Origin of the sequence: Kitasatospora sp. NPDC056731, from assembly GCF_040687675.1 — a bacterium.
Lineage (GTDB): Bacteria > Actinomycetota > Actinomycetes > Streptomycetales > Streptomycetaceae > Kitasatospora.
Genome location: NZ_JBFBNR010000023.1, coordinates 126,108 through 139,596, shown reverse-complemented (window position 1 = coordinate 139,596; position 13,489 = coordinate 126,108). Strand labels below are relative to the sequence as shown.

Annotated in this window: 6 protein-coding genes and 1 rRNA gene; 5 read left to right on the top strand and 2 right to left on the bottom strand. The window is 72.0% G+C overall.

The window, feature by feature from the left end; all coding sequences use genetic code 11:
* Together rrf and AB0R04_RS23935 are read left to right on the top strand one after the other, a co-directional pair.
* Positions 1 to 87 (top strand): 5S ribosomal RNA (gene rrf, locus AB0R04_RS23940); the annotation flags it as partial.
* Positions 88 to 185: 98 nt separating this feature from the next.
* Complete coding sequence (locus AB0R04_RS23935) at positions 186 to 1,031, top strand: phosphatase PAP2 family protein (RefSeq protein ID WP_079135872.1); 846 nt, start codon at positions 186 to 188, stop codon at positions 1,029 to 1,031.
* Here the strand turns inward: AB0R04_RS23935 and AB0R04_RS23930 are convergent.
* On the bottom strand, positions 1,024 to 1,587 hold the full coding sequence (locus AB0R04_RS23930) for a GPR1/FUN34/YaaH family transporter (RefSeq protein WP_063349313.1): 564 nt from the start codon (positions 1,585 to 1,587) through the stop codon (positions 1,024 to 1,026). The genes AB0R04_RS23935 and AB0R04_RS23930 overlap by 8 nt on opposite strands.
* Positions 1,588 to 1,891: 304 nt before the next feature.
* A complete protein-coding gene (locus tag AB0R04_RS23925) occupies positions 1,892 to 4,453 on the bottom strand; it encodes a SpoIIE family protein phosphatase (RefSeq protein WP_363374417.1) in 2,562 nt (853 codons plus the stop codon).
* Positions 4,454 to 4,961: 508 nt separating this feature from the next.
* Here AB0R04_RS23925 and AB0R04_RS23920 point away from each other — a divergent pair.
* The 3 genes from AB0R04_RS23920 (at position 4,962) to AB0R04_RS23910 (ending at position 13,300) form a co-directional block, all read left to right on the top strand.
* Positions 4,962 to 9,533 carry a HAMP domain-containing protein gene (locus AB0R04_RS23920; RefSeq protein ID WP_363374415.1) on the top strand — a complete coding sequence of 1,524 codons (4,572 nt, stop codon included), beginning with the start codon at positions 4,962 to 4,964 and terminating at the stop codon, positions 9,531 to 9,533.
* Between the two features lie 294 nt (positions 9,534 to 9,827).
* Positions 9,828 to 10,466, top strand: a complete 639-nt coding sequence (locus AB0R04_RS23915; RefSeq protein WP_063351395.1) for a response regulator — start codon at positions 9,828 to 9,830, stop codon at positions 10,464 to 10,466.
* 146 nt (positions 10,467 to 10,612) lie between these two features.
* A complete protein-coding gene (locus AB0R04_RS23910) occupies positions 10,613 to 13,300 on the top strand; it encodes a DNA translocase FtsK (RefSeq protein WP_363374412.1) in 2,688 nt (895 codons plus the stop codon).
* Positions 13,301 to 13,489: the final 189 nt, after the last annotated feature.

Below are 13,489 nucleotides of genomic sequence, written 5' to 3'. Positions count from 1 at the left end.
GGTTACATTCCGAACCCGGAAGCTAAGCCTTACAGCGCCGATGGTACTGCAGGGGGGACCCTGTGGGAGAGTAGGACGCCGCCGAACAATCATTCCAAAAAGACCCCCTCCCGTTCGGGAGGGGGTCTTTTTGCGTTAACCTCTGCCGACACACGAACCAGAGTTTGTCGGAGAGGCGCGATCCGTTGCAGAACCTGACCCTTACCTGGCAGTCCGCCGGGGGCGCCGCGGTCGCTCTCTACGGCGGGGCGTACGCCGCCGCCAGGGTCCGGAAGCCGTCCCTGTCGGCGCTGCTGCGGGAGGCCGGCACGCTGCTGGCGCTGTTCGCGCTCTGGCAGCTGGTGGGCCACCTCTCGGTGATGAGCGGAGACCACGCGCTGGACCGGGCGGATTGGATCCACCGCACCGAGTCGGCGATCGGTCTACCGGACGAGGCGTCCTGGCAGGCGGCCGTCACGCCGTACCCGGTGCTGGTGAGGCTCGCGAACTACTACTACGCGGCGATGCACTTCGCGGTGATGCTGGCGGTGCTGCTCTGGGTGTTCGTGCGGCACCGGGAGCGGTACGCGTGGGTGCGGAACACGGTGGTGATCACCACGGCGGTCTGTCTGCTGGTGCAGTTCATCCCGGTGGCGCCGCCCCGGATGCTGCCGCAGCACGGGTTCGTCGACGTGGCCGCCGAGTACGGGCAGTCGGTGTACGGGGGCGCGATGGGCGGTGTGGTGGTGGCCGACCAGCTGTCGGCGATGCCGTCGGTGCACGTCGCGTGGTGCGTGCTGGCGGCGGTCGCGGTGGTGCGGGTCTCGCGGAGTCCGCTGCGGTGGGTGATGGTGCTGCACCCGGTGCTGACCGTCGCGGTGGTCGTGGTGACCGCGAACCACTTCTGGGCGGACGGCATCGTCGCCGTCGTGATCCTGCTGCTCGCGTACGCCGCCCAGGCCCTGGTGGCACGTCGCCGGGGTCGGGCCTCCGTCGACACGGAGGTCCGACCCCGGTACGCCGCGGCGGATCAGCCGCAGCGGGTCATTTGACCGGCAGGGCGATCCTGCCCCAGGAGCCGTTGCTGAGCGCGGAGGTGGCCCAGTACCAGGCGGTGAGCCCGGAGACGGCCGCGACCCAGCCGGCGAACTTGGCGAGGCCGCTGTAGCCGCCGAAGACGGCGATGGCGTTCAGCAGCAGGGACAGCGTGAGCAGGCCGTAGACGGCGCGGCTGAACAGGCCCGCGCCCCAGCTGGCGGCGGTCAGGGTGAGGGCGAGCAGGGCCCAGAGCAGGAGGAACAGGCCAGCGGCGTTCTTGCCCGCCCCGCCGGCCGTCGACCAGGTCGCCCAGAAGGCGCCGAGGCTGGTGAAGGCCGTTCCGGTGAAGCCCTCGCCGCCGCGGAGCTGCCACAGGCCCGCGATGAAGAGGGTGACTCCGCCGACCAGATGGGCGAGGTGTGCCGCGTCCCCGACCCCGGTGCCGCTGAAGACGCCGGTGGAGAGCAGGCCGTAGGCGAGCAGTGTGAGGCCGAGTGCGAGGTAGCCGAGGTTACCCGCGTCGGCTCCGGTGGAGCGGGCGTTCGTTGCCCCGGTAGCTTCGTTGCTCACCGGAGGCTCCTTTCACTTTGGGCGCGCGCAGGGCGCAGTCAACGCAGTGGTGTGGTCCGATGAGGTGGATGCGCGCGACCGCGCCGAGGGCGCACGGCTGGAGCGTGCGCGGGCTGCGGTCAGAAGTGATGGGTCGGCGGGAGAGCCGCCGGTCCTGTCCCCGCCGGGGGATTCCCCGGTGAGATCGGTGTACCCGGACGTACTCGCTTGTACCCTTGTGAATATAACAATTTGTGACGATGTCAGCTGTGGAACGCTCAGGGCCGACCGGGGAGCCAGGGGCTGACCGAGAGGCGGTGTCGGCTCACGAGGCGCGCTGGGTCGGCACCCGCAGGGTCAGGATGGCCATGTCGTCGGACGGCGGTTCCGGGGCGAAGCGCTCGACGGCGCGCTGCACCCGCATCGCGACCGCCCCGGCGGTCAGGCCGGTACAGCCCGTGAGCACCTCGGCGAGGCCGTCGTCGCCCAGCATCCGGCTGCCCTCGCGGCGTTCGGTGACGCCGTCGGTGACGCACAGCAGGACCTCACCGGGGGAGAGCACCAGGCGCTCGGCGGTGAGGTCGAGGTCCTCCATGACGCCGAGCAGCGGCTGCGGGGTGGCGGCCCGGTCGACCTGGCCGTCGGTGCTCAGCCGGAGCGGCAGCGGGTGGCCGGCGCAGACCAGGGACAGTTCGATGCTGCCGTCCGGGCGGGGCGTCAGTTCGCCGTAGAGCAGGGTGAGGAAGCGGCTGCGCGAACCCTCGTCCAGGATGGCCGCGTTGAGGCGGCGGAGCACCTGCGGTGCGTCCAGGCCCTCGCGGGCGAGCAGGCGCAGCGAGTGCCGGGCGAGGCCGGTGACCGAGGCGGCCTCGGGGCCGGTGCCGCAGACGTCGCCGATGGCGAAGCCGTAGGTGCCCTCGCGGATGGTGAACAGGTCGTAGAAGTCGCCGCCGACCTCGTTGCCCTCGCCGGCGGCCTGGTAGTAGACGTCGACCTCGACGCCCGGGATCTCGGGCAGGTCCGGCGGCAGCAGGCTGCGTTGCAGGGCCTGGCTGGTGGCGGTGCGCTCGGAGTAGAGGCGGGAGTTGTCGAGTGCGAGGGCGGCCCGGCGGGAGAGGTCCTCGGCGAGTTCGAGGATCTCCTGGCGGAACCGGACGCCGGCCGGGACGCCGAGGGCGAGCAGGCCGATGACCCGGTTGCGGGCGGTCAGCGGCAGGACGACGGTCTCGCCGAGCAGTCCGGCGAGTTCGGGGCTGTCGGTGAGGCCGCCGGCGGCGGCGGTCTCGGCGGGCGCCGACCAGAAGCGGACGCCGTGGGTCGGGCCGGCGTCGGGGGCCGGGGTCTTGTCGAGCAGGTCGCGCAGCGGGTCGATCCGGTCCTCGTCCTCGTGCAGGACGAAGGCGAGGCCGGCCGCGGCGCCGTGGTCGCCCTTGGTGTAGACGGCGCACCAGGAGGCGAGGGTGGGGACGGCCATCTGGGCCATCAGGGCGAGGGTCTGCTCGTGTTCGAGGGTGCCGGCGAGCAGGTCGGAGGCCTCGACGAGGAAGGACAGCGAGCCCCGGCGGAGTCGTTCGAGCTCGGTCAGCCGGGTGCTCTCGACGGCGAGGGCGACCCGGTCGGCGGCGAACTGCAGCCGCAGGGCGTCCTCGTTGTCGTAGCGGCCGGGCGCGGCGGTGGCGATGCCGAGCGAGCCGATCAGCCGGCCCTCGACCTTGAGCGGGACGGTGACCAGGGATCGCATGCCGCTGCCGGTGAGCAGGGGCAGGCCGGTCGGGCGGGCGGTGAGGTCCTCGTGGACGGAGGGCAGCCGGGCGGAGTCGTAGCGGCTGCCGGTGTCGACCGGGAAGCGGGTGTGCCTGCGGTGTCCGGAGGTGAACCCGGTGGCGGCGCGGACCTCGAACTCGGTCTCGTCGTCGGTGGTCAGCAGCAGGTACGCGGCGTCGGCGTCGAGCAGGTCGCGGGCGCGTTCGACGGTGCGCTGGAGCAGGGTGTCGAGGTCGTCGGTGGCGACCGGGCCGGCCAGCAGGTCGAGCCGGGGGCCGGTCGGGTCGGAGCGCTCGCCGGGCAGGGCGCGGGCGGGGGAGCGGAGCACCGCGCGGTCGGGTTCGAGGACGAGCAGGCAGAGGGTGGAGGGGACGCCCTCGGTGTCGCGTACGCGGACCTGGACGCCGTACACCTCGACCTCGTGGCCGTCCGCGCGGCGGACGCCGTAGCCGCCCTCCCAGCGGGCCAGCCGCAGGGTGTCGGCGAGGCCGAGGCCGCGGCCGGCGGACTGCGGCCAGACGGCGAGGTCGGCCCAGGGGCGGCCGAGGACGGTCGTGGCGGGGTACTGGAAGAGCGCCTCGGCGTCCGGGTTCCAGGCGAGGACGCGGCCGTCCTCGTCGAGCTGGACGACGGCGACGTGCACCGGGCCGGGGCCGCTGGGCAGGTCGCTGCCGGGGGTCGCGGGGACGGCGTAGCGGGTGCCGGCCACGGGGGCGGGCAGGGCGAGCCGGAACCAGACGGTCTTGCGCCCGGCCGCGTACTCGACGCCCCAGCGCTCGGCGAGGGCGGAGCACATCAGCAGGCCGCGGCCGCCCTCGCCGTCGGGGTCGGCGTAGCGGTCGGAGGCGGTGACGGGGCCGTCGCCGAGGGAGGGCAGGCCGCGTTCGGGGTGGTGGTCGGTGACTTCGATCCGGACGGTGCCCTCCTCCCGCAGGCAGCACACCTCGGCGGCGGTGCCGGCGTGGACGACGGCGTTGGTGACCAGTTCACTGACCAGGACGACGGCGTCGTCGACGACCTCGGGCAGACCCCAGCCGAGCAGCGCGTCCCGTACGAAGCCCCGGGCGGCGGCTGCGGACCGGCCGTCGGGGTCGAAGGTGGCGGCTGCGCGCGCGGTGACCACGTTGCCACTTCTCCTCTGCTGCTCTGGCCTTGACTGTCCGGGGCGTGGCGCCGACTCCCGGTGCGTGCCGCCGGGGTGGCGGCGCTGGGTCGGGTCGTGGCCCGGTGCAGCGCTCCACCCTACTTTCCGCTTGGTTCCCCGCGGGGGCGGGGCGTTGAAACAGGCACCTGAGAGTGATTCTGCCCACCTGTTTCGGACGGTCGGCTACCAACCGGGCGCAACCGGCCGTATACCCGGCGCCGGTGCTGCCAGACTGGGGGGTCCGCGACGGCCGGTCGGAGCAGTACGGTCGATGCGGGTGCCGGTGTGCCGTGTGGGGCGCCGGTACGCAGCCCGACCGGGCCGGTGCCCCGGTGCGTGCCGTACCGGCACGGACGGTCACCGGGAAAGTTCACGATGTGGGAGGGGCCCGTTGAGTTCGGCCACCAAGGACGCAACCGGTACGACGCCGCCCGTTCCGCGCGGTGGGCGGTCCGGGACCGCGCCGCGGAACGCGGCCGGCCGGCGAGTGAGCCACAACCGGGGGGCGGAGCCGGCCGAACTGCGGAAGCTGTTGGCCGCGCTGACCGCGATGCGGGACGGCAACTTCCGCCGCCGGCTGACGGTTCCGGGGGACGGTCCGCTGGCGGAAATCGCCGCGGTGTTCAACGAGGTCGCCGAGCGCAATCAGCACCTGACCGGCGAACTGGCCCGGGTGCGGCGGGCGGTGGGTCGCGAGGGCCGGCTGAACGAGCGGCTGGAGACCGGCGCGGGCGAGGGTGCCTGGATGGCGGCCGTCGACAACTGCAACGCGCTGATCGACGATCTGGCCCGTCCGATGGCCGAGGTGGGCCGGGTGCTCTCCTCGATCGCCGAGGGCGACCTGGACCAGAAGATGGAGCTGCGCTCGCTGCACAGCAACGGGGTGAGCCACCCGCTGCGCGGCGAGTACCTGAAGATCGGCCGGACCGTCAACGGGCTGGTGGACCAGCTCTCGGAGTTCACCGACGAGGTGACCCGGGTGGCCCGCGAGGTGGGAACCGAGGGCAAGCTGGGCGGCCAGGCCAAGGTCCGCAGCGTGTCCGGCAGTTGGAAGGACCTGGCGGATTCGGTCAACACCATGGCCGGCCGGCTGACCGCGCAGGTGCGCAACATCGCCCAGGTGACGACCGCGGTGGCCAAGGGCGACCTGTCCCGCAAGGTCACCGTCGAGGTGGCCGGCGAGATGCTGGAGCTGAAGAACACCGTCAACACGATGGTGGACCAGCTGAACGGGTTCGCCGCCCAGGTCACCGGGGTGGCCAGGGACGTGGGCACCGAGGGCCGGCTCGGCGGCCAGGCGCAGGTGCCGGGCGTGGCCGGGGTCTGGCGGGACCTGACCGACTCGGTGAATTTCATGGCCGACAACCTGACCGGCCAGGTGCGCAACATCGCCCAGGTGACCACGGCGGTGGCGCGCGGGGACCTCTCGCAGAAGATCGAGGTGGACGCGCGCGGCGAGATGCTGGAGCTGAAGAACACCATCAACACGATGGTCGACCAGCTCTCCGGCTTCGCCGAACAGGTGACCAGGGTGGCCCGCCAGGTGGGCACCGAGGGGCGGCTCGGCGGTCAGGCGCAGGTGCCCGGGGCGGCCGGGGTGTGGCGCGATCTGACCGACAACGTCAACTTCATGGCGAACAACCTCACCGATCAGGTGCGCAACATCGCGCAGGTGACGACCGCGGTCGCCAAGGGCGACCTGTCGCAGAAGATCCAGGTGGACGCGCGCGGGGAGATCCTGGAGCTGAAGAACACCATCAACACGATGGTGGACCAGCTGGGCGCCTTCGCCGACGAGGTCACCAGGGTGGCCCGGGACGTCGGCACCGAGGGCATCCTCGGCGGTCAGGCGAGCGTGCCCGGGGTGTCCGGGACGTGGAAGGACCTGACCAACAGCGTCAACCTGATGGCCAACAACCTGACCAGCCAGGTCCGCAACATCGCCGAGGTGACCACGGCGGTGGCGCGCGGCGACGTGTCGAAGAAGATCACCGTCGACGCCCGGGGCGAGATCCTGGAGCTGGTGACGACCGTCAACACCATGGTCGACCAGCTGTCGGCGTTCGCCGACGAGGTGACCCGGGTCGCCCGCGAGGTGGGCACCGAGGGGATCCTGGGCGGCCAGGCGCGGGTGCGCGGGGTGTCGGGGATCTGGAAGGACCTGACCGACAACGTCAACTTCATGGCGTCCAACCTGACCGGGCAGGTCCGCAACATCGCCGAGGTCGCCACCGCGGTGGCCCGCGGCGACCTGTCCAAGAAGATCACCATCGAGGCGCAGGGCGAGGTCGCCGCCCTCGCCGGGACCTTGAACACCATGGTCGACCAGCTCTCCTCCTTCGCGGTGGAGGTGACCAGGGTGGCCCGCGAGGTCGGCACCGACGGCACCCTGGGCGGTCAGGCGAGCGTGCCGGGCGTGGCCGGCATCTGGAAGGACCTGACCGACAACGTCAACCTGATGGCCAACAACCTCACCGGCCAGGTCCGCAACATCGCGCTGGTGATCACGGCGGTGGCCCGCGGCGACCTCTCGCAGAAGATCGACGTCGACGCGCGCGGCGAGATCCTCCAGCTCAAGACCAGCATCAACACCATGGTCGACCAGCTGTCGGCGTTCGCCGACGAGGTCACCCGGGTCGCCCGCGAGGTGGGCACCGACGGGCGGCTCGGCGGCCAGGCCCGGGTACCCGGCGTGGACGGCACCTGGCAGGACCTCACCGAATCGGTGAACGAACTGGCCAACAACCTGACCCGGCAGGTGCGCGCGATCGCCCAGGTCGCCACCGCCGTGACCAGGGGCGACCTGAGCCTGCGGATCGACGTGGACGCCGCGGGGGAGCTCGACGAGCTCAAGGACAACATCAACCAGATGATCGCCAACCTGCGCGAGACCACCCGCACCAACCAGGAGCAGGACTGGCTCAAGACCAACCTGGCCCGGATCTCCGGCCTGCTCCAGGGCCGCCGGGACCTGGAGGCCGTCGCCTCGCTGATCATGACCGAGCTGACCCCGGTGGTCTCCGCCCAGCACGGCGCCTTCTTCCTCGCCCAGCCGGCCGGCCGCACCGCCGAGCTGATCACCGAGGACGACGACGAGAACGACACCGTCCTGCGGCTGATCGGCAGTTACGGCTACCAGCGGCGCGCGATGCCGACCACCTTCCGGCCCGGCGAGTCGCTGATCGGGCAGGCCGCGGTGGAGAAGCGGGCGATCATCCTCAAGGAGGCGCCGCCCGGATACCTCAAGATCGCCTCCGGCCTCGGCGAGGCCTCGCCGGCCCACATCGTGGTGCTGCCGGTGTTGTTCGAGGGCCGGCTGCTGGGCGTGATCGAGCTGGCCACCTTCAGCTCCTTCACCACCGTCGCGCTGGACTTCCTCAACCAGATCGCCGACCTGATCGGCGTCACCGTCAACACCATCAGCGTCAACACCAAGACCGAGGGCCTGCTGCTGGAGTCCCAGCGGCTCACCGCCGAACTCTCGATGCGATCCGCCGAGTTGGAGGCACGCCAGGAGGAACTGGAGCGCACCAACGAGGAGTTGCAGGAGAAGGCCGAGCAACTCGCCCAGCAGAACCGCGACATCGAGATCAAGAACAGCGAGATTGAGGAGGCCCGGCAGGTCCTGGAGGAGCGCGCCGAGCAGCTCGCCCTGGCCTCCCGGTACAAGAGCGAGTTCCTCGCCAACATGTCGCACGAGCTGCGCACCCCGCTCAACTCGCTGCTGATCCTGGCCAAGCTGCTCTCCGACAACAACGAGGGCAACCTCTCGCCCAAGCAGGTCGAGTTCGCCGACACCATCCACGGCGCCGGCTCCGACCTGCTCCAGCTGATCAACGACATCCTCGACCTCTCCAAGGTCGAGGCCGGCAAGATGGACGTCCGCCCGGCCCGGATCGCCCTGGTCCAGCTGGTCGACTACGTCGAGGCCACCTTCCAGCCGGTCGCGCTGGACAAGAACCTGGACTTCGCCGTCCGGGTCTCGCCCGCCCTGCCGGTCACCCTGCACACCGACGAGCAGCGGCTCCAGCAGGTGCTGCGCAACCTGATCTCCAACGCCGTCAAGTTCACCGACGCCGGCGCGGTCGACTTCTCGATCTCCCCGGCTGGCGCGGAGGTCCCGCAGCACGTGCGCGAGCGGCTGCTGGAGTCCGGCTCGATCAAGGACCCGGACGACGAGCTGATCGCCTTCGCGGTCTCCGACACCGGCATCGGCATCCCCGGCAACAAGCTGCGGGAGATCTTCGAGGCGTTCAAGCAGGCCGACGGCACCACCAGCCGCAAGTACGGCGGCACCGGGCTCGGCCTGTCGATCAGCCGCGAGATCGCGCGGCTGCTGGGCGGCGAGATCCACGCCGAGAGCGAGCTGGGCAAGGGCTCCACGTTCACGCTCTACCTGCCGCTGCGCACCGAGGCCCCGGGCGCGACCCAGGTCGAGCGCCCGGTCGTGTCGAGCGTCCCGACGCTGCGCGCCTCCGTCGGCGTGACCCCGATCGGGGTGCCCGTGCCGGTCGGTGAGAACCCGGCCGACCACTGGGCCCAGGAGGTCCGCGAGCTGGCCGAGGAGCGCCGCCGCGGCGCGGTGGAGCGACGGCGCAGCGCCGCCCTGGACGCCGCCGCCGGGGCCCGCCCGGTGGAGCCCGCCCCGCCCCGCCCCAGTCGCAGCGACGTGCGCTTCGACGGCCAGCAGGTGCTGATCGTGGACGACGATGTCCGCAACGTGTTCGCCCTCACCAGCGTGCTGGAACAGCACGGCCTGACCGTCCTGTACGCCGAGAACGGGCGCGAGGGCATCGAGATGCTGGAGCAGCACGAGAACGTGGCGCTGGTCCTGATGGACATCATGATGCCGGAGATGGACGGCTACGCGACCACCGAGGCGATCCGCCGGATGCCCCAGTTCGCGGGCCTGCCGATCATCGCGCTGACTGCGAAGGCGATGAAGGGCGACCGCGAGAAGTCGCTGGAGGCGGGCGCCACCGACCACATCACCAAGCCGGTGGAGACCGACCACCTGCTGGCGGTGATGCGCGAGTGGCTGCGGTCGGACCGCGCGTAGCGCCAGGGGAGGGCGCGAACTCCGGGGCGAGCTCCGGGGTTCGCGCCGTCCGGTGGGCCGGTTTGCTGGCGGTCGGGCCCGGGAACCCGGTAGGGTCACCGATCGTTGCGAACAGTGACCGGACGGCGACACGCTGCTGAGCGTGCGCCGGAGCACTGGCCGCGCGCCGCTCCGGATCGGGTCACGACGGAGCGATGTGCCGGGCGAGGGGGTGCGGCTAGCATGACCGGGGTAGCGGTGGGCAGGACGCGAGTGCCATCACCGGGCGGCAGGCAGGCGACAGGAGGGCGAGCCCTGATGCAGAAGGCGAAGATCCTCCTGGTCGACGACCGACCGGAGAACCTGCTGGCGCTGGAGGCGATCCTCTCCGCGCTGGACCAGACGCTGGTGCGCGCCGTCTCCGGCGAGGAGGCGCTCAAGGCGCTGCTCACCGACGACTTCGCGGTGATCCTGCTGGACGTCCAGATGCCCGGGATGGACGGCTTCGAGACGGCCGCCCACATCAAGCGCCGCGAGCGCACCCGGGACATCCCGATCATCTTCCTGACCGCGATCAACCACGGCCCGCACCACACCTTCCGCGGCTACGCGGCCGGGGCCGTGGACTACATCTCCAAGCCCTTCGACCCGTGGGTGCTGCGCGCCAAGGTCTCGGTCTTCGTCGACCTGTACGTGAAGAACTGCCAGCTGAAGGAGCAGGCCGCGCTGCTGCGGCTGCAACTGGAGGCGGGCGGCGGCGAGCCGCCCCTGGGCGGGGCGCTGCTGGGCGAGCTGTCCGCGCGGCTGGCGGCGGTCGAGGAGCAGGCGGAGGCGCTGGGCAAGCAGCTGGACGGCGTCGAGGACGCCGGGGTGGCGGCCACCGCGGCGCACCTGGAGCGCAAGCTGGCGGGGCTGCGCCGGGCCCTGGACGCGCTCCGGCCGGGAACCGCGTAACCGGTCGGCGGGGTTCACTCCTGCGGGTGAATTTCTGGCGCGGCCGGGTGAAACCGGGTCAGCGTGACGGTGTGTCTGCGACACGTCCCTGAGCCCCGGCTCGGGCACATGTGCACTGGTGGCCCACCCCGGTAGGCTGCTGACCCATGGCCACTCGTACGCCCGGAAGCGCGGCACGCAACCCGAGTCCGGGACCGTCCAAGAAGGCCGCGGCGAAGGCCCCGGGCAAGCCGCCCGCGAAGAAGGCGGCGGCCAAGAAGGCGGCCCCGGCGAAGAAGGCGGCGGCCAAACCGGCCCCGCCGTCCCCGCCGCCGCCCAAGCCGATACTCTTCCGGGCCGTCCGGGCCGTCTGGCTCGGCGTGGCGAACAGCATCGCCGCGATCTTCCGGGGCTTCGGCGACGGGGCCAAGAACCTCCACCCGGCCCACCGCAAGGACGGGCTGGGCCTGCTGCTGTTCGCACTCGCGCTGGTGACCGCCGCCGGCACCTGGTTCAGCCCGCAGGGCTGGCTGGGCGAGGCGGCCACCGCCGTGGTGTCCGGGCTGTTCGGGCGGCTCGACGTGCTGGTGCCGTTCCTGCTGGCCGGGATCGCGGTCCGGCTCTGGCGCCACCCGGAGCTGCCGGAGGCCAACGGCCGGATCATGATCGGCCTGAGCGCGCTGCTGGTCGGCGTCCTCGGCCTGGTGCACATCGGCTGCGGCGCGCCCATGATGGGCAGCGGTGCCTCGCGGATAAGGGCGGCCGGCGGGATCATCGGCTGGGCCGTGTCCACCCCGATGATGGCCGCCGCCGGGCCGGCGCTGGCCGTGCCGCTGCTCCTGCTGCTGTCCTTCTTCGGCCTGCTGGTGGTCACCGCCACCCCGGTCAACCGCATTCCCGAGCGGCTGCGGTCGGCCGGCGTGCGGCTCGGCGTGGTGGAGCCCGGGCCGGAGGACGAGCTGCGCGAGGGGCGTACGCCGGAGCGCGACCTGTCCACCGAGCCGCCCGAGGACGCGGACCCCGCCGCGCTGCCGTTCACCGTGGGCAGCGAGGACCCGGGCGACGAGGTGGCCGCCCGCCGTCGGCGCCGCCGCCGCAAGCCGGCGGACGACGAGGACCAGCCCGACGCCGTCCGGGTGTCCCTGGACAAGGAGCCGCTGGACCCGTACGCCACCCGCGACCTCGCCGCCGGCGCCGCCGCCGACCTGGACGGGGCACTCGTCTACGGCGTGCCCGCCTCCTCGGCGGTGGCGAACATGATGCACCAGGTGCAGGACCGCACCGCCCCGCCGGAGGAGGCCGCCGTCCCGGCCGCCCGCAGCGCGGGCCCGGGCGCGCCCGAGGAGCACGGCCCGGCACCGGTGCGGATGGAACAGCTCCAGCTGGCCGGCGACGTCACCTACGCGCTGCCCCCGCTCGACCTGCTGGAGCGCGGCGGCCCGGCCAAGGCCCGCAGCGCCCTCAACGACGAGGTGGTGGCCCAGCTCAGCAGCACCTTCGCCGAGTTCAAGGTGGACGCCAGGGTCACCGGCTTCACCCGGGGCCCGACGGTGACCCGCTACGAGGTCGAGCTCGGCCCGGCCGTCAAGGTGGAGCGGATCACCGCGCTCGCCAAGAACATCGCGTACGCGGTGGCCAGCGCCGAGGTGCGGATCATCAGCCCGATCCCGGGCAAGTCCGCGGTCGGCATCGAGATCCCCAACCGGGACCGCGAGATGGTCAACCTCGGCGACCTGCTGCGCTCGCGCACGGCCGCCGAGGACACCCACCCGATGGTCGTCGGCATGGGCAAGGACGTCGAGGGCCAGACCGTGATGGCCAACCTCGCCAAGATGCCGCACATCCTGGTGGCCGGCGCGACCGGCGCGGGCAAGTCGTCCTGCATCAACTGCCTGATCACCTCGATCCTGGCCCGGGCCACCCCGGACGAGGTGCGGATGGTGCTGGTCGACCCCAAGCGGGTCGAACTGACCGCGTACGAGGGCATCCCGCACCTGATCACGCCGATCATCACCAACCCGAAGAAGGCCGCCGAGGCCCTCCAGTGGGTGGTCCGCGAGATGGACCTGCGCTACGACGACCTCGCGGCGTTCGGCTTCCGGCACGTGGACGACTTCAACGCGGCGGTGAAGGCCGGCAAGGTCACCCCGCCGCTCGGCAGCGAGCGGGAGCTGACCCCGTACCCGTACCTGCTGGTGATCGTCGACGAGCTGGCCGACCTGATGATGGTGGCGCCGCGCGACGTCGAGGACTCGGTGGTCCGGATCACCCAGCTGGCCCGCGCGGCCGGCATCCACCTGGTGCTGGCCACCCAGCGGCCCTCGGTGGACGTGGTCACCGGTCTGATCAAGGCCAACGTGCCGTCCCGGCTGGCCTTCGCGACCTCCGCGATGGCCGACTCCCGGGTCATCCTGGACCAGCCCGGCGCGGAGAAGCTGATCGGCAAGGGCGACGCGCTGTTCCTGCCGATGGGCGCTGGCAAGCCGATCCGCCTCCAGGGCGCGTTCGTCACCGAGGCGGAGATCGCCGCGGTGGTGCAGCACTGCAAGGACCAGCTGACCGCCGTCTACCGGGACGACGTGACGGTCGGCGGCGGGGCCAAGAAGGAGATCGACGAGGAGATCGGCGACGACCTGGACCTGCTGATCCAGGCGGCCGAGCTGGTGGTCTCCACCCAGTTCGGCTCGACCTCGATGCTCCAGCGCAAGCTCCGGGTCGGCTTCGCCAAGGCGGGGCGGCTGATGGACCTGATGGAGTCGCGCGGGATCGTCGGGCCGAGCGAGGGTTCCAAGGCCCGCGACGTCCTGGTGAAGCCGGACGAGCTGGACGGGGTGCTGGTCGGTCTGCGCGGCTGACGACCCGCGCCTGCGACGAGTGTTCACCCGTTCGGAGGAGGGTAGGCGCGTGAAGGGGAACCGAACGCCCGTACGCCGCGTCACAGGCCGGAAAGCGAACCCCCCGGGTTCCCCGCGCGGGCCCGCTGACGGCCGTTCAGCGGGGTGCCGGGCACCCGTCGGGGCGGGCGCGCGCATTCGGGCCTGTTC

Excerpts from the sequence above, each read along its gene's own strand:
- AB0R04_RS23910 (WP_363374412.1), top strand. The coding sequence starts at position 10,613 with ATGGCCACTCGTACGCCCGGAAGCGCGGCACGCAACCCGAGTCCGGGA.